Source organism: Nostoc sp. TCL240-02 (assembly GCF_013343235.1).
Classification (GTDB): Bacteria; Cyanobacteriota; Cyanobacteriia; order Cyanobacteriales; family Nostocaceae; genus Nostoc.
On the sequence record NZ_CP040094.1, the window covers coordinates 5,569,891 to 5,590,933 of the forward strand.

Annotated in this window: 14 protein-coding genes and 1 pseudogene; 8 read left to right on the plus strand and 7 right to left on the minus strand. The window is 42.1% G+C overall.

Annotated features, from left to right (window positions below; translation table 11 throughout):
• Positions 1-96: 96 nt before the first annotated feature.
• Both FBB35_RS23715 and FBB35_RS23720 read left to right on the plus strand, forming a co-directional pair.
• Entirely contained in the window at positions 97-1,374 is a 1,278-nt protein-coding gene (locus tag FBB35_RS23715; protein WP_174711685.1) for a DUF4255 domain-containing protein, read from the plus strand.
• Positions 1,371-3,359, plus strand: a complete 1,989-nt coding sequence (locus FBB35_RS23720) for an ATP-binding protein (RefSeq protein ID WP_174711686.1) — start codon at positions 1,371-1,373, stop codon at positions 3,357-3,359. The genes FBB35_RS23715 and FBB35_RS23720 overlap by 4 nt, the downstream gene beginning before the upstream one ends.
• A gap of 100 nt (positions 3,360-3,459) precedes the next feature.
• Here the strand turns inward: FBB35_RS23720 and FBB35_RS23725 are convergent, their stop codons facing one another.
• Complete coding sequence (locus FBB35_RS23725; RefSeq protein ID WP_174711687.1) at positions 3,460-4,263, minus strand: S-adenosyl-l-methionine hydroxide adenosyltransferase family protein; 804 nt, start codon at positions 4,261-4,263, stop codon at positions 3,460-3,462.
• Between the two features lie 111 nt (positions 4,264-4,374).
• Here FBB35_RS23725 and FBB35_RS23730 point away from each other — a divergent pair, with 111 nt between their 5' ends.
• On the plus strand, positions 4,375-4,530 hold the full coding sequence (locus tag FBB35_RS23730; protein ID WP_163935769.1) for a hypothetical protein: 156 nt from the start codon (positions 4,375-4,377) through the stop codon (positions 4,528-4,530).
• Positions 4,531-4,671: 141 nt separating this feature from the next.
• Here the strand turns inward: FBB35_RS23730 and FBB35_RS23735 are convergent, their stop codons facing one another.
• Both FBB35_RS23735 and aspS read right to left on the minus strand, forming a co-directional pair.
• The gene (locus tag FBB35_RS23735) at positions 4,672-5,115 is read right to left on the minus strand and encodes a GNAT family N-acetyltransferase (RefSeq protein WP_174711688.1); all 444 of its coding nucleotides are present in this window, start codon (positions 5,113-5,115) and stop codon (positions 4,672-4,674) included.
• Between the two features lie 61 nt (positions 5,116-5,176).
• Positions 5,177-6,964, minus strand: a complete 1,788-nt coding sequence (gene aspS / locus FBB35_RS23740) for an aspartate--tRNA ligase (RefSeq protein ID WP_174711689.1) — start codon at positions 6,962-6,964, stop codon at positions 5,177-5,179.
• Between the two features lie 971 nt (positions 6,965-7,935).
• Here aspS and FBB35_RS23745 point away from each other — a divergent pair.
• Positions 7,936-12,216 carry a PAS domain S-box protein gene (locus tag FBB35_RS23745; RefSeq protein ID WP_174711690.1) on the plus strand — a complete coding sequence of 1,427 codons (4,281 nt, stop codon included), beginning with the start codon at positions 7,936-7,938 and terminating at the stop codon, positions 12,214-12,216.
• Between the two features lie 218 nt (positions 12,217-12,434).
• Here the strand turns inward: FBB35_RS23745 and FBB35_RS23750 are convergent, their stop codons facing one another.
• Both FBB35_RS23750 and FBB35_RS23755 read right to left on the minus strand, forming a co-directional pair.
• Positions 12,435-13,043: a hypothetical protein gene (locus tag FBB35_RS23750; RefSeq protein WP_174711691.1), complete on the minus strand. Its 609-nt coding sequence runs from the start codon at positions 13,041-13,043 to the stop codon at positions 12,435-12,437.
• A gap of 343 nt (positions 13,044-13,386) precedes the next feature.
• Entirely contained in the window at positions 13,387-13,974 is a 588-nt protein-coding gene (locus FBB35_RS23755; protein WP_174711692.1) for a thylakoid membrane photosystem I accumulation factor, read from the minus strand.
• 494 nt (positions 13,975-14,468) lie between these two features.
• Here FBB35_RS23755 and FBB35_RS23760 point away from each other — a divergent pair, with 494 nt between their 5' ends.
• The 3 genes from FBB35_RS23760 to FBB35_RS23770 all read left to right on the plus strand — a co-directional run bounded on the left by FBB35_RS23760 (position 14,469) and on the right by FBB35_RS23770 (position 17,576).
• Positions 14,469-15,803 carry a Mur ligase family protein gene (locus tag FBB35_RS23760; RefSeq protein WP_174711693.1) on the plus strand — a complete coding sequence of 445 codons (1,335 nt, stop codon included), beginning with the start codon at positions 14,469-14,471 and terminating at the stop codon, positions 15,801-15,803.
• Positions 15,804-15,873: 70 nt separating this feature from the next.
• The gene (locus tag FBB35_RS23765) at positions 15,874-16,692 is read left to right on the plus strand and encodes a type 1 glutamine amidotransferase (protein WP_174711694.1); all 819 of its coding nucleotides are present in this window, start codon (positions 15,874-15,876) and stop codon (positions 16,690-16,692) included.
• A gap of 260 nt (positions 16,693-16,952) precedes the next feature.
• Entirely contained in the window at positions 16,953-17,576 is a 624-nt protein-coding gene (locus tag FBB35_RS23770) for a Uma2 family endonuclease (protein WP_174711695.1), read from the plus strand.
• A gap of 20 nt (positions 17,577-17,596) precedes the next feature.
• Here the strand turns inward: FBB35_RS23770 and FBB35_RS23775 are convergent.
• A pseudogene (locus FBB35_RS23775) lies at positions 17,597-18,247 on the minus strand (transposase); the annotation flags it as partial.
• A gap of 187 nt (positions 18,248-18,434) precedes the next feature.
• On the opposite strand from FBB35_RS23775, the gene FBB35_RS23780 reads away from it, so the two are divergent.
• A complete protein-coding gene (locus FBB35_RS23780; protein WP_174711696.1) occupies positions 18,435-18,806 on the plus strand; it encodes a zinc ribbon domain-containing protein in 372 nt (123 codons plus the stop codon).
• A 162-nt stretch (positions 18,807-18,968) separates the two neighbouring features.
• Here the strand turns inward: FBB35_RS23780 and nblS are convergent, their stop codons facing one another.
• The gene (nblS, locus tag FBB35_RS23785) at positions 18,969-20,915 is read right to left on the minus strand and encodes a two-component system sensor histidine kinase NblS (RefSeq protein WP_174711697.1); all 1,947 of its coding nucleotides are present in this window, start codon (positions 20,913-20,915) and stop codon (positions 18,969-18,971) included.
• Between the last annotated feature and the right edge of the window lie 128 nt (positions 20,916-21,043).

Consider the following 21,043-nt stretch of genomic DNA (forward strand, 5'->3'; position numbering starts at 1 on the left):
TCTCTGTTACAGAATATTTAAAGTTTTGCAAAATATATTCTGTCAATGTACTCTGGCGTACATGATTAAGATGTGCTATTGCCATGAGGAACGAGGATGAGTAATGTACTCTCTATAGCCGCCGTGACAGCAGTACTAAAAGTCTTGCTGGAAAATGGCTTAGTCAGCGATCCGATCGCTACTAGTGTTGGTGATGTGATTGTAACTGCCCTACCGCCCGATCGAATTTCAGTTGAAGCTGACGAGCGGGCTCAAATTAATCTGTTTCTTTATCAAGTAACACAGAACCGCAATGTCGATTGGGTATCTCAGGAATTTCGGAGCAGGCATTCACGTATAAATGGAAACACATCCTCTCAGAGCCCACCACTAGCTCTTGACCTCCATTACTTACTAACAGCGTATGGAGCCAAGGATTTTCAGGCGGAGCTTTTATTGGGCTATGCAATGCATTTATTACACAAAACACCAGCCATCACATCGGATATTATTGAGAATACTCTGATAAATGCCTCTACAACCAATACCTCAAGTGCTTTTTCGCAAGCTGTAGCAAGTGTATCTGTACCTGATTTAGCTGAACAAATTGGTCAGATTAAACTGACTCCAGAGTTTTTTAACATGGAAGAAACTTCTAAATTATGGTCTGCGTTGCAAACACACTATCGACCTTCAGCTACCTATTTGGCATCAATGGTATTGATTGAGAGTAGCAAACCTGAAAATTCTGAAGGTTTCTATATAATGCCCTTGTCTCAACCGACTATAGAGCAAGTTATGGCTCCGGCAAAGACTGATCAAACGATTGTTACGGGCACAACATTAGTAATTCGTGGTAAACGTTTACGCGGTGAGATTACCCGAATCCGTTTGAGTAATACGGAAAGTTTGATCGTACCTCATGATGTTAAAGAAACCCAAATCAGCCTGTTAATCCCATCAGATTTATCCGCAAGTGTACAAGGTATCCAAGTTGTCCATCTTACAATGGGCAATGGAGGGCAAAAAGATTATGTCGTTGAATCAAACGTTGCGGCTTTTGTCCTGCATCCAACAATTACAGCATTCGTTGCTCAAGTGGAAAATAGCGGCGACAATTTACGCACAGCAGAAATTACCGTTAAATTCCAGCCCAAAGTTGGTAAGATACAACGAGTAGTTTTGTTACTCAATGAGGCATCAGGTAAGAGTCCGGCAGCTTACTCTTTCTTAGTTGCACCACGCACTGAAGACACCGATGCAATTACTATTCCTGTGAAAAATGTAAAGCCAGGGACTTATATTGTTCGGGTGCAAGTAGATGGGGCAGAAAGCCCACTGCACAAGAAAAATCAGTCTGGAGCTTATGATTCGCCACAGGTGACAATCTTATGAATGCTACAACAAATCGCAATTGGGATGAGGCAAACTACCGCTATCTATCAGCAGCCCTTGCCGTGGTGCGTGGAATTTTAGAAAATCATACGGCAAAAGAGCAAAATCAATTTGTAGAGAAAAACCAAGAGCATTTACAGCAAGTGCTACAGGAAGCGGCTGCTGCAATGCCTGCGCCATCGGCATTGGAAAGAATATGTAAAATATTTAGCCTCTCATCCTTTGAATGTGATTTGTTGCTGTTGTGTGCAGGTATGGAATTGAATGGAGATTTTGCTAAATTGTGTGCCATAACGCACGGAGATTTACAACGAGCTTACCCAACTTTAAGTTTAGCTCTGTCTGCTTTACCTAAAGTCCACTGGGATGCGATCGCTCCAAATGCTCCCCTACGTCATTGGCGGTTAATTCAAATTGGTGATGGTCATGCCTTGACTCTCAGTCCCGTCAGAATTGACGAACGAATTTTACATTATCTCACGGGCATTCAATATCTTGACGAACGATTAGCTGGCATCATTGAACCATTACAAGAGGTTAGTGATTTAGTTCCCTCGCACCAAGATTTAGCAGAACGAGTTGCAGCCGTTTGGTCACAAGCTGACAAAGTTAATAGCTTACCAATTATCCAACTATGTAGTAGCGAAACTACTAGCAAACGCGCCATTGCCGCGACCATTTGTCAACTCCAGGGTTTAAGTTTGTGGGTAATGCCTGCACAACTGATTCCCTTAGCACCTAGCGAGTTAGATAATCTCATTCGCCTGTGGACTCGCGAGACGATTTTAAGTAAGTGTGCGTTACTCATAGACTGCAACGAACTAGATAATAATGATATGGCGCGGCTGAATGCGATTGCACGTTTTATCGAACGCACAAAAGGCTTTTTAATAGTTACAAGTCGGGAACGCATTGGGCTAGGACAACGTCTGGTAGTTAATTTTGACGTACATCAACCAACTAGCAAAGAACAAGGCACAGTTTGGCAAGATGCCCTAGGTTCAATGGCATCACAAATGAACGGGCAAGTTAAAACCCTAGTGGAGCAGTTTAACCTCAGTGCCGCAACCATCCGCGCTGCTTGTGCAGAAGCCGCAGGACAGTTAGCCCAAAAACCAGACAACGATATCACTAGCATTTTATGGGATGCCTGCCGTGTGCAAGCACGTCCGCGTTTGGATGAACTTGCCCAACGGATTGAGCCATCTGGTGATTGGGAAGATTTGGTATTGCCAGAGGCACAGAAACAAGTTCTCCGAGAAATTGCGGCTCATGTGCGTCAACGCAGTACTGTATATAACAATTGGGGTTTTGGTGGCAAGAGTGCTAGGGGATTGGGAATCAGCGCCTTATTTGCAGGTGCTAGCGGCACTGGTAAAACCTTGGGGGCAGAAGTGCTAGCTCAGAAATTGCGCCTCGACTTATATCGCATCGATTTATCATCGGTAGTTAGCAAATATATTGGGGAAACAGAGAAGAATTTGCGCCGGGTATTTGATGCTGCTGAACAAGGTGGGGTGATTTTGTTATTTGATGAAGCTGATGCTTTATTTGGCAAACGTAGTGAAGTTAAAGATGCGCGCGATCGCTATGCCAATATTGAAGTTAGCTACCTGTTGCAACGGATGGAAAGCTATCCAGGTTTAGCAGTCCTAACTACTAACTTGAAAAGTGCAATTGATACAGCCTTTCTGCGCCGGATTCGCTTCGTGGTGCAATTCCCCTTCCCCGATACAACACAACGAGCCGAGATTTGGCGGCGCGTCTTTCCCGCCGACACCCCAACCGCAGATTTAGATGCTCTGCAACTAGCACGGCTAAATGTCGCTGGGGGTAATATTCGTAACATAGCCTTAAATGCAGCTTTCCTCGCTGCTGATGCTGGGGAAGCAGTACAGATGAAACACGTATTGCGGGCTGCTCAGACGGAATATAGCAAGTTAGAGAAACCTTTAACTGATGCGGAAGTTGGGGGGTGGATGTGAGGGGGCAGGGGGCAGAAACTCTTTATAATATTTGATATTATCAGTGATTGCTGGGTTTTGTAACTCACCTCAGTGAAGAGTTTTAGTCAGTGTGATTGGTTCACGTTAAAACAACTTGAAGCGGTGCTTGCCGATCTAAATGCAACCGGGAGTGAGCATTACCGCTATTAATGGCAATTTCTACCCAGCCGTGACTGCCAACTAAAGCTAGTATCTCTCCTACCTTGACATCACTGTAAGTTTCACAGCCTGGTATACTCAACCCTGTAGTTTGCACATACCAAGTTCTGCCTTGTACATAACTCGCTGGAATGTTGCTCACTAAGTTGCCAAAGTAGTCAATATATTGAATCCAACCCACTACACCACTGCTTGTCTGCTTGCACTCGCCTATATCCAGTTTGACCAAACTTGCTGGGTCAATTTCTTGTCCTAGTTGTTTGAGAGAGACACCACTAGCAAGACTAGCTCCCACTGGTGCAAAAATATCTCTACCGTGAAAAGTGTTGCTTGGTTGAGGAGTTCGCCAATAGTTAAGATTTGTAAGTTCCACGGCTGCGATCGCAGGGCTTTGACTAAGTACCCCGCTAAAGATACCATTATCTGGGCCGACTAGAAACCCTTGAGCAAATTCTACTGCGATCGCTCGTCGCTTGCTTCCCACTCCTGGATCTACTACTGCCAAATGCACGGTCTCAACGGGAAAATAGGGATAAGCATTCATCAGGCAAAACCTGGCTGCGGCGATGTCTTGTGGTGGAATTTGGTGCGTTAAGTCTATCACCCTCAGCCTGGGGTTGGCTTGGGCTATGACTCCCTTCATTACGCCTATATAAATATCGCGATCGCCAAAATCGCTTAAAAAAGTTATGAGTCGTTGTTGCGTTATCTGCTTCTCAGACATATTTTTGTTAAAATCTACATTAAGTCCGAATATTCTGTAGCAACAGCTACAAAATATGTGTTATGTTAGCAATAGAAGACATAAAGCAAAAAATTAAAGAAGGTAATCACTATGAATCAAGGTAGACTACAAAGTTCAAGGAAAGCACAAGAAGCCCACAGAGAGAATATTCAAAAAAGCCTAGAGCATCGCTTGCAAGTAGCCAGAGCAAAGGGTGACGAACAACTGATTCGTCAACTTGAAGCTGAAATGAGATATTCCAGCTAAATCAGGTTTTCATTGTTCTTAGTTTGTTGTGTAACCCGCTACGGCGGGTTTTTTTTGTTTTTAGGGGGTTTGCTCTCTATGGTAATTGCGCTCTTAGGGCAATACGCTTGGGTTAAGAAAAATTGTAGGTTTGTCATACCACTACTGCAAACGCAAAGTGTAATGATAAAACTCTTCATTCTTAACGTAACCTCGCGTTTCATAGAGTTTTTGCGCGGTTATATTAGAAGTTTGAGTAGATAAAGTTATTCGAATGGCTCCACTTTCTTTGGCGTATTCTTCCGCAACACTCATCAATAACTTTGCAATTCCCCTACCGCGATGCGACTCTTCTACATACAAATCGTTTAATATCCATACTCGTTTCATTGAGACTGAAGAAAAGCTAGGATAAAGCTGAGTAAATCCAACTAATTTCCCATTTTCATTAGCTGCAAATACTAGTGAATCATTATTGTTGAAACGTTCCTTGAGGAACTCTTTAGCAGCTTTAAGGTTTGATGTTTGATTGTAAAAAATACGATATCTATCAAATAGTACTGAAACACTTTCAAGATGATTAATATTAGCTAAGAAAATTTCCATTGAGTATCCTCAAAGTAATTGGTGGGCATTGCCCACCTTACTTAGATAATTATTTAGTTCACTAAGACTTTGGTTTATAAGTCGAAGCAACGTGTAATTCTTTCAACTGTTTAGCATCTACACTCGAAGGTGCATCTGTTAACAAACAACGCGCTTGTTGTGTCTTCGGAAAAGCAATGACATCTCGAATGGATTCTTCGCCAGCTAGCAACATTACCAAACGATCTAAACCGTAGGCGATGCCCCCATGCGGTGGTGTACCATATTCAAATGCTTCTAAGAGAAAGCCAAATTTACTTTGTGCTTCTTCAGGAGATAAACCAATCGCTTCAAACACCTGCTGTTGAATTTCTCGCTGATAAATCCGCAGACTTCCGCCGCCAACTTCTACGCCGTTGAGTACTAAGTCGTAGGCTTGAGCGCGTGCTGTCTTTAAGTCGCTCAAATCATCAGGATGGGGTGCTGTGAATGGGTGGTGTAGTGCTTCTAAACGCTTTTCGTCAGCATTCCACTCGAACATCGGGAAATCTGTAATCCACAGCAAGTTAATTTTTTCTGGATCGATTAAATTAAACTCTTTAGCGATCGCTTGCCGTAATCTATCTAAAGTTTTATTAACTGTAGCAGCTTCCCCTGCCCCAAACAACAATAAATGTCCAGCTTTTGCACCTGTACGGCGCAAAATTTCTTGTTTTTGTTCTTCACTTAAGTTGTCTTTAATCGCGCCAATGGTGTCAATCTCGCCATCATCCCTGACACGGATATAAGCTAAACCTTTAGCACCGGCTTCGCTGGCTTCTTTGAATAAATCACCGCCTGGTTTAATGCGGACGTTAGAAATTACATCGTTACCGTTGGGAATTGGCAAGATTTTGACGATACCACCATTAGTCACAGTGTCCCGAAAGACTTTGAAACCTGACTCTTTGACAATATCTGAGACATCAACTAATTCTAAACCATAGCGGGTATCTGGTTTATCACTACCGTAACGTTCCATCCCTTCGGCGTAAGTGAGGCGGGGGAAAGGGCGCTGTAACTCAATACCTTTAACGGTTTTGAAGATATGGCAAACTAATTTCTCATTTAGTTCGATAATTTCTTCTTGGGACATGAAGCTCATTTCCATGTCCAATTGGGTAAATTCTGGTTGTCTGTCGGCGCGTAAATCTTCATCACGAAAGCAACGGGCAATCTGATAATATCTGTCTAAGCCGGATACCATCAGCAATTGTTTAAATAGCTGGGGTGATTGCGGCAAAGCATACCACTCACCAGGATTAACCCGACTGGGTAGAACATAATCCCGCGCCCCTTCTGGAGTAGAACGGGTAAGTATTGGGGTTTCGACTTCGATAAAACTTTCCAAATCTTCCAGATAACGACGCATGGCTTTGACAATTTGATGACGCAGTTGCAAATTTTGCGCCATGCGTTCGCGTCGCAAATCCAAATAACGATATTTCAGCCGCAAATCTTCCCGCACTGTCTCGGTGTCAGCTAAGGAAACTTGGAAAGGTAACTGTTTGCGGACTGCATTCAGGAGTTGAATTTTATCGGCGTAGATTTCTACCTCGCCTGTGGGGATGCGGGTATTCAACGATTCTTCAGGACGTTGCGTTACCCTACCTGTGATTTCGACAACATATTCATTTCGCAGGGCGTTCGCCTGGTCGTAAGAATCTGGGGTGCGTTGCGGATCGCTGACGATTTGGACAGTTCCAGAGCGATCGCGTAAATCTAAAAATATCACACCACCGTGATCGCGGCGACGGTCTACCCATCCGTAAAAGGTAACTGTTTCTCCAATATGTTCTTTTCGGAGTTCGCCGCAATAATGAGTTCGCATAAGTGTTAATTATTGTTTCCTGGGCTAGATTGGGAAGAAAATGTCAAAGCCTTCCCATTATCTAGCATCAATAGTAATTGTAGTAGTTCTGGTGCAATAAAAAATGGAATAATCTCACACTATATATAAGTAAGAGAAGTCATAATACCGGAAGGCTGGGTTTTCCATACACAGCAAGGTAAAAAACTATGACACAGACAGCAGCAATTACCAGCTTAATAGATGCCTAGACCGGATTTGGTTTAGTCCAAATTAAAGACGAGCAGTTTTACCGACACCGATCTGAGGGATTACCTGAAATTACTGAAGCTGAAAAAACTCCCTGGATGTACTGCGACGCAGATATCTATATCATTAGGCTGAAGCTGATTGGTTGGCAGAGACAGTGATGTTGTTGGTTGTATCTTTCTTGCTAGCGATCGCAGGATTTTACGATCCTCCTTTTAAAATTTCCGCCAAAGATTCGCCTCCAAAGTCTTCCAAAATGATTGCAAAAGTACTTTGATATTGCTGCAAACAATAAGCCTGGACAACACCTTCCAATGACAAGCTACGTGTAATTTCGTATTCAAGCTTATAAGCGCGTAATTTCTTCTGGTGTAGGGCCCCTAAGCTACCAGACAGCAGAAGGACTTCTCGCAAGTAAAACTTTGTATTATATCCTCTGATGATTGCGACTGACTAATGGAAAACTAGCCATTGGTAGATTTTAGACCATAATTTTTATAAGCAAATTAGGCTAATGCATTTCTGATAATTGACTATTCATGAGCGGCAAATTAATGTTATGGATATAGAAGATTCACAATAAATCATTGATGATAGTACTACATAACTTAATAATTATCCTCTAGCAAAAGAGGTTTTTAAAACTGAAAAAATCTATCTAGAGATAAATTACTAAAACTTAAAAACTAGCTTATGGTGTGTAGAGCCTCTGCAATAAGTATTGGTTGTCCTTAGACATTTTCATGCCTCATATTCATTATTCCCAGTTACTGCGCTATGGAATTGTTGTATTAATTATCACACTAGCACTAGTGTTAATGTTGATGCTAGACCCCTGGTTAAGCATGAGTGGAACTCCTTTCTTACTGTTTTTTGGCGCTGTAATGGTTAGTGCTTGGTATGGTGGTTTGAAATCAGGGCTATTAGCAACTTCCTTGTCTGCATTACTGAGCAATTACTTCTTTCTCCCGCCAGCTTATGAGCTGAGTTTTGACCTATCTAATTCTGTGCGAATTGGGTTGTTTGCATTACAAGGATTGCTCTTTAGTATCTTATGTGAGGCATTAAACACTGCTAAAAGACGGGCTGATATAAATCTTCAACAGCTAAGAGTTAGTGAGGAGAGATTTCGATTAGCGTTAAGCAGTTCAGATATTGTGGTCTTTCAACAAGATCGAGATTTGCGATATCAGTGGATTCATAATGCTCAAGGTCTAGATACTGCTGAGGAAATGTTAGGTAAGTCTGATGATGAATTATTTCCAGCTTCAGTAGCAGAGCAATTGAAGGCTATTAAGCTGAAGGTAATAGAGACTGGTATTTCAACCCGTGAAGAGGTTTATCTGACAACTTGCGGAGAATATCGTTACTATGATTTGCTGGTTGAACCACTGAAAGATACAGACAATAGTATTCATGGTATTACTTGTGCTGCTGTGAATATCACAGAACGCAAGCAGGCTGAAGAAAGACTCCGTTATATCGCGCAAGTCAGTAGCGTCTTCTCTACTTCGCTTGATTATGAAGAAACCTTAGAACAAATTGCCAAAATCTCAGTTCCCCAGCTAGCTGATTGGTGTAGTGCTGACATTTTAAATGAAGATGGTTCCATTCGTCGTCTACCCATTGCCCATGCAGACCCATCAAAGGCGGAGTTGGCGCGTAAACTCCAGGAGTATGCAACAGATTACAAGGGTGTAAGTGCAATTACTAGAGTAATGCAAACCGGGCAAAGCGAATTAATCTCAGAAATATCTGACTCGCTATTAGTGGCAAGCACTCAGAATCAGGAACACTTAGAAATTGTTCGGCAATTGGGTATGAAGTCTGTAATGATTGTGCCCTTAATCGCACAAGGACGGGTATTCGGCACTATTAGCTTTGTCAGCACGCAATCAAACCGTCGCTACGATCGCACTGACCTTACTTTAGCAACAGAGATTAGCCATCGTGCAGCCTTAGCAGTAGAAAATGCCCGACTTTATCGAGATATCCACCACGCTTTAGTCCATTATGCGGAATCTCTATCTCTTCTAGATGCGCTGTTAGAAGCTGCTCCTGTTGCCGTATGCTTTTTGGATCGAGAACTGCGATATATCCGAATTAATGAAGTTTTCGCTGACATTAATGGTTTGACTATAGAAGAACATCTCGGACACACATTTGGGGAAGTATTGCCAGCAATGGCGGCTGAGGTGGAGCAACAATTACAGCACGTTTTGGATACTGGAGAACCACTGCTGAATGTAGAAATTAGCGGTGAGACAAGGGAACAATCCCCACGCTACGGCTACTGGCTGGGCAACTATTACCCAGTCAACAATGCAATGGGCGAAACGGTAGGAATTGGGATTATTTTGGCAGATGTGACAGCAGCAAAGCAAACAGAAGTGGCTTTGCGAGAAAGCGAAGAAAAGTTCCGAGCAATGTTCAACCAAGCAGCTGTCGGGATTACTCTAGTAGCCTTGGATGGACAATTTATTCAGGTTAATCCTGCCCTGTGCGAAATTACTGGGTATAGCCCTGAAGAGTTAATTCAATTAAACTTTCAGGAAATTACCCACCCCGACGACCTAGCAATTGATTGGGAAAATGCTCGGCGAGTTATAGCAAAAGAAATTAGTGGTTATTCCTTAGAGAAGCGCTACATCCGCAAAGATGGTTCTATAGTTTGGGTAAACCTAACTTCATCAGTAGTTTGGGATACTAATGGACTTCCAAAGTATGCGTTAGGCATTATTGAGGATATTAGCGAACGGCAAGCTGCCCTACGCGAACGCAAACAAGTTGAAGCCACACAACAATTTTTAGTCGAGGCCAGCACTTTACTCACTGCCTCATTGGATTATGAAATTGCTTTAAAAAACGTGGCTAATCTCGCAGTTCCTACCTTAGCTGACTGGTGTATTGTCGATGTTTTCCAGGAAGATTGGTCAAGTAGACAAATTGCGATCGCAATTGCTGATGCCACCAAATTAAATATTTTAGATGAAATTCGACGGCGTTATCGACCCAAAGCTAGAGCCAAACTGCTTGTGCAACAGCTAAGGCGAGGAATATCTGCTTTTTACTCCGAATTATCTGACTCTCATCTTGTAGAGATGGCTGAAGATGATGGACATCTGCAATTGCTGCAAAGTCTGGGTATTCGTTCTCTAATGGTGATTCCAGTTCGTTCCCGTGGACAGTTATTTGGGGCAATCTCCTTTTTTACAGCCGAATCAGGTCGGTATTACAAAGAAACAGACTTGGCCTTAGCAGAAGATATTGCTCGTCGGGCGGCCACAGCCATCGATAACGCCAGACTCTACCAAGAAACTCAACAGGCAAAACAGGCAGCTGAAAGGTCTGTCAATCGCATCATACTTTTACAAAAAATAACTGCTGCCTTCTCGGAAGCATTAACTCCCCAACAGGTCGCTGATGTAGTGGTGAACCAAGGTATTGCTGCATTGGAAGCAACGGGTGGTTCTGTCGTCTTACTTACAGAGAGGGATACTATCCTAAAAGTTGTGCAAGCAATTGGCTATCCGCAAACGCTCATAAATACTTGGGCAACTTTTCCCATCACTGCACCTAACCAAATAGCAGAAACAGTCAGAACTGGGCAGCCGATTTTTTTAGAAAATTTAGCAGCCATGATTGCTAGATATCCAGAATTAGCAAATATTGTGACTGTTATAGGGAATAATGCCTGGGCTTCCATTCCCTTGATAGCAGAAGGTAAAGTAATTGGGGCTTTAGGATTAAGCTTTACTACTGGACAAATATTTAACAAAGAAGACCGAGGATTTATGTTGACACTGGGACAGCAGTGTGCGCAAGCGATCGCTCGCGCTCAACTTTACGAAGCCGAAAAGACCGCCAGGGCACAAGCTGAGACAGCCAACCGGATTAAAGATGAATTTCTTGCTGTCCTTTCCCATGAACTCCGAACTCCCTTGAATCCGATTTTAGGGTGGGCAAAGTTACTCAGAACCCGCAAGTTTGACGAACCCACTAAAATCCGCGCATTGGAAACAATCGAGCGGAATGCCAAGTTACAAACTCAATTAATTGGAGATTTACTTGATGTTTCGCGGATTTTACAAGGTAAGGTGAGGTTAAATCTTTATGCAGTGGATTTAAAAATAGCGATCGCATCTGCACTAGAAACAGTGCGTTTAGCAGCAGAAGCCAAATCAATTGAAATTAAAACGGTATTAAGTAATGATATCGGCAAAGTTCTCGGAGATAGCGATCGCTTGCAACAAGTGATGTGGAATCTCCTTTCCAATGCCGTTAAATTCACACCCACAGATGGAGTTGTACAAATCCGTCTAGAGCAAGTTGGCTTAGATGCTCAAATCCAGGTGATTGATACAGGTAAAGGAATCATCCCGGAATTTTTGCCCTACGTCTTTGATTACTTCCGCCAAGCAGATGCTAAAACAACCAGAGTATTTGGTGGACTAGGATTAGGACTGGCAATTGTCCGCCATTTAGTAGAACTTCATGGTGGTACAGTTCAGGCAGAGAGTTTGGGAGAAGGGCAAGGGGCTACTTTTACAGTTAAACTACCTTTGCTGAAAAATTCTGAGTTGCGAATTAGCGGTGATGAGGCTTCTCAAGCAGAACTCAATACTGACGACACATTACTGGCTGGAGTCCAAATATTGCTTGTGGACGATCAAGCTGACGTGCGAGAATTTTTTAGCTTTGCGCTAGAACAATATGGTGCGACTGTTACAGCAGTTGAATCAGCAGCCGAAGCACTGGAAATGTTAATCCAATCAAAACCAGATATTTTGTTAAGCGACATTGGAATGCCCTTGATGGATGGCTATATGCTGCTGCGCGAGGTGAGAAAATTACCACCAGAGCAAGGCGGGCAAATTCCCGCGATCGCACTGACAGCTTATGCTGGAGAAATCAACTACAACCAAGCAATGGCAGCAGGATTCCAGAAACACCTACCTAAACCTGTAGATCCAGGGGAATTAGCTACAGCGATCATTAATCTTATCGGGCACAATAAACCTTGACTTGAAGGAGGCAGAAGGTTTGGTCAAAGAAGAGGAAAAGGGGCAAGGTGCAGAGGGAGCAACGCGAAAAAGTGAGATCCTTGTGAAATAGGCTGTTCTTGAGCAGAGGGAACAGGGGGAACAGGGGGAGTAAGGAGAAAAGTTTAGTAATTTTCGCTACCGTAATAGCCCAAAATACACTTATTTATTTGTCTCCCGCTGCTCCCCTGCCTCTTTCCTCAACCAATGGGGCGATTACCAGGATTGACTGCATGGATATATTCACTACCCGATCTCGGTCTTCCTCGTTTATAGTAAGCTTCTTCTGGTTTACCCCATCCTAGCTGCAAAATCATTTCCAAAAAACTAGAATTTTCCCACTTACACAAACTTGCCCATTCTGTTCTTTGAACAAGTCTTTCTACATCAGAAGTGAGAATTTGTTGATATTGTTTACTATTATTGAAACTCAAGTATAAATCCATCCCCATAGAGACTTCATACCAAAATTCTACAATAGAATTTTTAGCAGCTTTTAATATCTCTAAGTCATTAGCAAGAGCTATTAAATCAGTATTTACTTCGGGATAGCTCAAGTTTTTACCTTTAACCGTCACCTCCCGCCAGATAATACCTGAAACTTGATTTTCTTTTTGATAGTCGTGAATCGCAGCTTTGAAATCTTGATAAGCTGTGAATTGTTGCAGCCCATCAGTGCTGATAAACTGGTCAATTACAGGATTGCCAGAGATTTTTATTTCTAACTTTAGACGTTTTCCGTTGAGGCAAGCTTGACGTTCGGCTGCCAAAACTTGAATTAGCTCCTGGGTGGTGTAAACCTTTGACATCAGAATACACTCTAGTTAGTCATTGGTCATTGGTCATTAGTCATTAGTCATTTAGTTACAAACTAGAGACTATGGATTAACTTTTTAATCTGTTGTTAACACAGATATGGCGCTTCTCGAATGGAAGCAATACAGTTGAACCTCACTTCCATTCCTCTCTCCTAAAAAAAGAGAGGCTTTGAATCTTACTCCCCTTCCCTTGTAGGGAATGGGCTGGGGGTTAGGTCTGTATTTCATACAATTGAGAACCGTTATACTTCAATATTATGCTTTGGCATCGACAGAAAAGTGGTAACAGATAGCACGAAAAATTAAGGCAGACCAATTTGGTCTACCCCATAAGTTACTTAGCTAACTCACTACTGAACTCATTAAAGGCTCGTCGCTTTAGCTGTGCTGTTTCGGTGCGTGGTAATAAATCAAAGATTTTGCGGAATTGGTCGTCTATTTCTTCATAAGGTACTTGACCTTTTTTATTCAAAACTACCTCACCTGATTTATTAAACACTACGACTTGAGGAACAGACCCAGAATAGTAATATCCTGGTTCTGTAGGGTCGTAGGTTTCTTTAGACGGGATAGTATCTACATTAATCGGCATAATCTCTGCCACCCGACCGTAGAATTCCTGTACCCGTGAGATAGAAATGGCATATCTTTTAGAATCGCTGCTGTCATCCAAATAAAAAGCCAAAAATATTGGTTTATGTTCCGCTAAAGTTTGTGTGAGTGTCTGTCTGGGAGGAACTAATGAACCGTTGCCAGCATAAACAACGAAGATGTTGCCATCATATAAATCATTATCGAGACCAGCATAAGCAGGTTGCGTACTTATAATGAAAAGACTTACAAGCAACAACAGGCATTTGGAAAACCAACTTCGCCAGCCATTAATTTGTTTATGTAAAAAAAGAAACTTTGTGCTATTCATCAAAAGGAACCTTGCAAGCTACTACTTGTTGTGAGTTTGTGCTGAATTCGGCAAACTGGGCTGGATATGTAATTATGCCCAGACACTATATTTTTAAGATAACGCCTACTGAGATTATCTCTCGGAAGTGGATGATAGAGTTGAACGGAGTTCCAAGGTGGATGAACGGAGTTCTGATATGGATTAACGGAGTTCTGATGTGGATGAACGGAGTTCTGATATGGATTAACGGAGTTCCGAGGTGGATGAACGGAGTTCTGATGTGGATGAACGGAGTTCTGATGTGGATGAACGGAGTTCTGATATGGATGAACGAGATTTCTAAACTCTCTCTTGCTTCCCCTGCCTCCCCTGCCCCCTGCTCCCTGCCTCCCCTAACCCCTGCCTCAAAATTAAGAGGCTGGCTTTTTCAGCTAAGATTCGCTAAACTCACGCATATTAAATTTGCAATTAAATAGTTTCAATTAGCAACGCCAGAAGACTAGGGTACAGATGTGGGAAAAATTCAATTCATAGATAGGCTGCGATTGGGTTTCGCGGTATCAGTGGCAAAAAGTGTGACGTTTATAGTGCGATCGCTCCGTCTGGGTGCTGCTAGTGTATTACCAGGCTCAATTGCTCGTCGCATTGAACCCCGACTTTTACAATTATTGAGTCAGCAAGTTAAAAACGGAGTGATTTTAATTGCTGGTACTAACGGCAAAACTACTACAGCGCTGCTTTTATGTACAATCCTAGAACGCAAGGGTTTTCGCGTAACTCATAATTCTACAGGTGCAAATCTAGAAAATGGCTTGATGACGGCGTTGTTAGAAAGCACCAACTTACTAGGTACGCTAAATACTGATTACGCAATTTTAGAAGTTGATGAAAATATTGTCCCCAGAGTATTAAAGCCACTCCAGCCGCGAATTATTCTCTGTTTAAACTTGTTCCGCGACCAACTCGATCGGTACGGAGAAGTAGATACAATTAGTAAACGTTGGACAAAAGTTATTTCTACCCTACCAACAGAAACGGTGGTAATTCCTAATGCTGATGACCCAACTTTATCTAATCTTGGTCAGCAGTTACCGCAACGGGTGTTATTCTTTGGCTTAAATGAACCAGAACATTATCTAGAAGCAATTCCTCACGCTGTCGATTCTATCTATTGCCCCAAATGTGGACATTCTCTAGATTACAAGGGCGTTTATTTGTCTCATTTGGGAGATTTTACTTGTCCCAAGTGTGGTTTTACTAAAAGTAAACCAACTCTAGAAAGTAGTGAATGGTCGCAAATTCTGGTTGGTTTGTACAACAAATATAATACTTTAGCTGCTGCTACTGCGGCTATTGAGTTAGAAGTTGATGAAGTAACAATCAGAGATACTATTAACAACTTCCAAGCTGCCTTTGGTCGGGCAGAAGATTTAGTAATTAATGGTAAACGAGTGCGGATATTGTTATCAAAAAATCCTGTAGGAACGAATGAAACCATTCGCGTAGTTACTCAAAGCACAGATAAAACCACACTATTGGTATTAAACGATCGCACACCCGATGGTACTGATGTATCCTGGATTTGGGACGTGGATACCGAGAAATTAGTCGAACGCGGCGGGACTTTAGTAGTGAGTGGCGATCGCGTCTATGATATGGCACTACGTCTACGTTACAGCCAAAAGTCCCCTGAGAGTAGCATAAATTTAATTGTAGAAGAAGATTTGCGACAAGCGATCGCAACTGCATTAGAGCATACACCAGAGAATGAAACTCTGCACATTCTGCCCACCTACTCAGCCATGCTAGAAGTGCGAGAAGTTCTGACTGGGCGGAAAATTCTTTAAATTTGTCATTTGTCATTGGTCATTTGTGATCGTCCAATTCCTAATTCCCCATTCCCCATTCCCAAAATTTATGAGTTCTCAAAATTTGGAATTAACAATTGGTTGGTTGTACCCGACGCTGATGAGTACTTATGGCGATCGCGGTAATGTAATTACTATAGAACGTCGCGCCGAGTGGCGGGGATACGATGTGAAAGTGTTACCCCTAGATCAAAATTCCACAGCCGCAGATATTAAAACTGTAGATGTCATAGTGGGTGGTGGCGCACAAGATCGTCAGCAAGAAATTGTCATGCGTGATTTGCAAGGTGCGAAAGCCGATGCAATGCGCGAAAAAATCGAAAATGGCACACCAGGCGTATTTACCTGTGGTTCACCCCAATTACTGGGACATTATTATGAACCAGGCTTAGGACAACGGATTGATGGTTTAGGAATACTCGATTTAGTTTCCATCCATCCTGGTGAAAATACTAAGCGCTGTATTGGTAACTTAGTAATTGAAGTTACAGCTTCACGCCTAGCGCAAGATTTAAAAGAGATGACGGGTAGCACACCATATTTGGTAGGCTTTGAAAATCACGGCGGACGTACCAAGCTGGGGAAAGTGGAAGCATTGGGGCGCGTGGTGTACGGTTTGGGAAATAATGGAGAGGATGGGACAGAAGGAGCATTTTATCAGAATGCGATCGCTACTTATTCCCACGGCCCTTTGCTACCAAAAAATCCTTTCGTCGCCGATTGGTTAATTCAAACAGCATTGCGGCTAAAGTATCAGCAGGAAATTACGTTACAACCTTTAGATGATAGTCTTGCTTTACAAGGGCGAGAAGCGATGTTTAAGCGATTGAAAGTCAGTTTACCAAATGCTGCTGCGGCGAAAGTTTAACCTAAGTTCGCTGATTAAGCCTCTCTCCGTGTCGGGCTACGGTGTACACACAAGTCTTGAAATCCCACTTAAAACTTGGTTTCGTTGCCTTAACCTTAAAATTAGCGGGATAAATGGAGTTTCTAGTCGTCCAAAATTTGGGTATTTACGGGGCTAAAAGGGTTGAAACCTTTGCGGACTATACTTGTGTGTACACCGTAGCCGTGTCGGGGAGAGGTTTGGAGAGGGGTCAAATTTGACATCAAGCAAGAGGGCAAAATATGACTCAAGCCTCAACCAAACAAGTAACATTTGATGAATTTATCGCCTGGTATCCCGAATCTTCAGACAGGCATTATAAACTACATGATTGGGTAATTGTTGAAATGCCTAAGCCAACAGGGAAGCACTCAGAGATAGCCGGGTTCATCAATGGTTCTTTGTTTATTGAAATCACCCGTTTCTCAATCCCTTGCTTTATCCCTAAAGAATGTGTCATCAAGTCAGTTAACACTGATTCAGGTTATGAACCAGATGTCATAGTTCTGGATAGACAAGCTGTTAGGGATGAATCTCGTTGGAAAAAAGAATCTATCATTACGCGGGGTAGTTCTGTCAAGTTGGTTGTAGAAGTTGTTTCAACCAACTGGAGTGATGATTATGCTTTGAAGCTAGAAGATTACGAGTCTTTGGGCATTCCAGAATATTGGATTGTAGACTATCTAGATTTAGGTGGTAGGCGCTTTATTGGCAATCCTAAACAACCAACTATTTCGATTTACCAATTAATTGAAGGTGAGTATCAAGTTAGGCAATTTAGAGGAAATGACCGAATTCAATCGCTAGCCTTCCTAGAGTTGAATTTAACTGCTGAACAGATTTTTCGGGCTGGAGAAGTTGCGTAAAAAACGGCTAAAGAAGTACAAGAGTCATCAGATGCAGCAACTTTAATTAATCCAGTTGAGTCAGAAAATTCTAGCTTCCAATTATTTTTAATCCGCAAAACGAAATATTTATTTTCTTGCGCCAAGTCTTGAATAAATTTCAACCCGGCAAATCCTCTGTCCATTACCCCAAGAGCATTTGTGGGTAAATTAAACATCATTTTCGAGCCAAAGTTATAATCATGAGCATGACCAAAATTGATGAAGTTATCTTCTGGGGTACCTGTAGCTAGATTTAAAGAACTAAAAAGTTTAACTTGATGATGTCCTAAAACCCATAACAATTTACTTGTTAAAGTAATAATTTTTGAATCAATAGGACAAATTGCGTATTTATCATGTAATCTTTTCTGAGTTTTATTATGGACTAATTCATTTAATTTTTGATAAATTCCTTGGAAGGGTTTTTGTTGACGGTGAGAGTTGGCTTTGGAAAAAGTAGAAATATCTACAACAAAAATCCTGTATTATTTAATATGAGTAAATAAATCTCGCATACTTGTTAAACTCTTATCCAGGGCATAGGATAGCCAGCACTCGAAGAACAGACGACTGTTCAATACTGGATAATCGTTTTTTGGCAGGCTTTTCAGGATATCTTTGACAATTTTGGGAAATGAATTTATAATCACAACCAAACTAATATATTTTAAGCCTTCGCCCAAAATTACCATATTTTGGGTTATTTTTATCAGATTTTTCTTAACATTCAACACTTCTGGTACTTTTGCTGATACAGTAACAACTTTTGAGAGCTATTTTCCCATTAAACTTGTAAATGGCTAGAATCAAAGTGTTTACCTATTTGCGCTAAAAGTTTTGGCTACTGTATCTTGTCCCCACTGCCATCAACTTGTTGATAGTCAAGCTATTAGTTGTCCCTATTGCCGGACTACACTCAAAGCTTACGGTCATCCCGGTATTCCATTGCACCGCGCTACTGGGGATGGGTATCTGTGCGACACCTGCACTTATCACGCTGATGATACTTGCAATTTTCCTCAACGTCCCTACGCCAAAGACTGTACTCTCTACCAAAATATTGAACAGACAAAGTTAGAGTCGGAACAGCAGCGTTACACTAACAGTTTTGCTGTAACTGTGAAAACTTGGGTAAAAGACAATCAAGGTTTGCTGTTGCTATTAGGTTTATTATTGGTCTGTTTGTTGTTCGTGATATTAAGGTCTTGATTGGTGTTTTGTAGGGAGTGGGGAATATAGCGTTTCTGGGCTGAATCTAATACAGACTTAACCCCCAACCCCTTCCCTTGTAAGGAAGGAGAGTAAGATTCAAAGCCTTTCTCCAAAAAAGAAAGAGGTCAAAAATAACAAACAATGCCCAATCCCTAAACTTTAGACCGTGGTGATTGTGGATGCTTCAGTAATAGCTTCAACTTGTATCGCTGGCGCTTTTTCCTCAAAGGCGGCTAAGTCGAACCAGAAAGTTGTACCAATGCCAACTTCACTCACTAGATGGACTTTACTACGATGTCTGTCAATGATATTTCTGACAATCGATAATCCTAAACCTGTGCCTTCTAGGGTATGAACTCGATTTTCTACGCGAAAGAAGCGTTCAAAAATTGAGTGTTGATCTTCTGTTGCAATACCAATTCCAGTATCGGAAATTTCAATTCGCACTGGGGAAAATTGAGTGTGGTTGGGCTTTAAATCTAGTTGGTAGGCGCGGATTGCGACTTTACCACCAGCTTTGGTGAATTTGAGGGCATTACCAATTAGGTTGCCAAAGACTTGTACTAACAGATCGTAATTACCCATTACCAGGGGTAAATTAGCAGCAACATCCTGAAGAAGTTCAACACCTTTATCTTTTGCATTGAGTTGGTAAGTACGCAATGTTTGCTCGATCGCTTGGGCTAGATCCACTCCATCGAAATTATACTGACGACCAGATTCTAGTTTTGATAAATCTAATACATCGTTAACTAGGCGGGTTAGGCGATCGGTTTCATGGTTAACTGTTTGCAAGAACTCTTGCCTTTCTTCTAATCCTAAGTCTTCGCCGTAGTCATGCAGGGTTTCAATATAGGTTTTGATGTTAAATAAAGGTGTTCGCAGTTCGTGAGAAACGTTGCTGATAAATTGACTTTTTGCATCGTTTAATTCCACCTCACGGGTTATATCTTGGACGGTAATTGCAATACCTTTGATGCTTTCTCTTTGCACGTTGAGTACTGTCGTCAAGAGAATGCGGATTGTCCGTTGGGTGGGTTGGTTAAGAAAAATGCGGAATTCGGCACTTTCACATTCGCCTGCTGCCATTTCATACAATGGGCCACTGATTTCCATTTGTACTGCTGACGGCAAGTGATGCAACACATTGCAGCCGACCACATCAGCCGTTTCCCAGCCAAAAATTCGCCTGGCTGTAGGGTTGACTAATATCACCTGCATATTGTTATCAATCAACACAGCACCATCTGCGATCGTGGAAACTAGGGTTTCTAGCTTGGCTTTTTCGGCGGTCAGTTCTTCAATATTTTGTTCTTCATAGCGTTCTAATCGCTCTGCCATCTCATTAAAGCTTAAAATTAACTCCCCTAATTCGCCCCCTAAAGGTAAATCAATGCGTTGCTTGAAATTCCCGGTAGCAATTTCTTTTACCCCCACCAGGAGTTCTTTTATTGGTTTAGTAATAGTTAAAGCGTTTATTACACCTGCCAAAATTACCATTACCCAAATCGTGATAAAAACGGCAATGGTGACATCGCGGGTAAAATTGGTGGAGATGACAGCAGTCTGATTGGGATTGATACCGATCGCTAATACACCTAAATATTTCTTATTAACGATCAGAGGAATAAATACATCGGTAACAACTCCATCTGGGGTCATGTGTTGCCGCACCATCGGCTTTTCCCCATCACCAGGGTAATCTTCTGGCAGTTGTATTCGCCGTTTAATGGTGAGGGAATTTTCTACCTCGGCTTCCCAAAAAGGTATGCCAAAGAAGATTTCCCCGGTTTCATCAGCGTAAAGCATATAACGCACGCTAGAGGTGCTGCTGTAGAAGCGTTGAGAAAATTGGGCAACCTCCGTGAGATTATTATCAGCAACCAGGGGGGCAACATTGGCAGCAAGCAGCAAACCCAAGTCACGCCCGAAGCGGGTGTCATTCATCCGCGCGTCCTGCTGGATTGTATTCACAGCCCAGAAGGTCAAACCACTCATCACCAAGGAAACCACTAATGTAGCCACAGCCAGCAGCTTAGTCTGGAGGGTGAACTCAGACCACCAACTTGCGATTGCATGTCGAATTGTTTTTAACAGAGTTAGCATCTTAAATAAAGTTGTTAGTAGTCTTTGTTATAAAGCCCAACAACTAAAAAATTAACAGTTAATTTGACAAATATGTTAGAGGAACGGGAATGGGGAATTATTAGAGGGTATCTCTGTTAAGGTTGTCT

Excerpts from the sequence above, each read along its gene's own strand:
- FBB35_RS23755 (WP_174711692.1), bottom strand. The coding sequence starts at position 13,974 with ATGAATAGCACAAAGTTTCTTTTTTTACATAAACAAATTAATGGCTGG.
- FBB35_RS23765 (WP_174711694.1), top strand. The coding sequence starts at position 15,874 with ATGAGTTCTCAAAATTTGGAATTAACAATTGGTTGGTTGTACCCGACG.
- FBB35_RS23725 (WP_174711687.1), bottom strand. The coding sequence starts at position 4,263 with ATGTCTGAGAAGCAGATAACGCAACAACGACTCATAACTTTTTTAAGC.
- FBB35_RS23770 (WP_174711695.1), top strand. The coding sequence starts at position 16,953 with ATGACTCAAGCCTCAACCAAACAAGTAACATTTGATGAATTTATCGCC.
- FBB35_RS23735 (WP_174711688.1), bottom strand. The coding sequence starts at position 5,115 with ATGGAAATTTTCTTAGCTAATATTAATCATCTTGAAAGTGTTTCAGTA.
- FBB35_RS23730 (WP_163935769.1), top strand. The coding sequence starts at position 4,375 with ATGAATCAAGGTAGACTACAAAGTTCAAGGAAAGCACAAGAAGCCCAC.
- FBB35_RS23745 (WP_174711690.1), top strand. The coding sequence starts at position 7,936 with ATGCCTCATATTCATTATTCCCAGTTACTGCGCTATGGAATTGTTGTA.
- nblS (WP_174711697.1), bottom strand. The coding sequence starts at position 20,915 with ATGCTAACTCTGTTAAAAACAATTCGACATGCAATCGCAAGTTGGTGG.
- FBB35_RS23720 (WP_174711686.1), top strand. The coding sequence starts at position 1,371 with ATGAATGCTACAACAAATCGCAATTGGGATGAGGCAAACTACCGCTAT.
- FBB35_RS23715 (WP_174711685.1), top strand. The coding sequence starts at position 97 with ATGAGTAATGTACTCTCTATAGCCGCCGTGACAGCAGTACTAAAAGTC.
- aspS (WP_174711689.1), bottom strand. The coding sequence starts at position 6,964 with ATGCGAACTCATTATTGCGGCGAACTCCGAAAAGAACATATTGGAGAA.
- FBB35_RS23750 (WP_174711691.1), bottom strand. The coding sequence starts at position 13,043 with ATGTCAAAGGTTTACACCACCCAGGAGCTAATTCAAGTTTTGGCAGCC.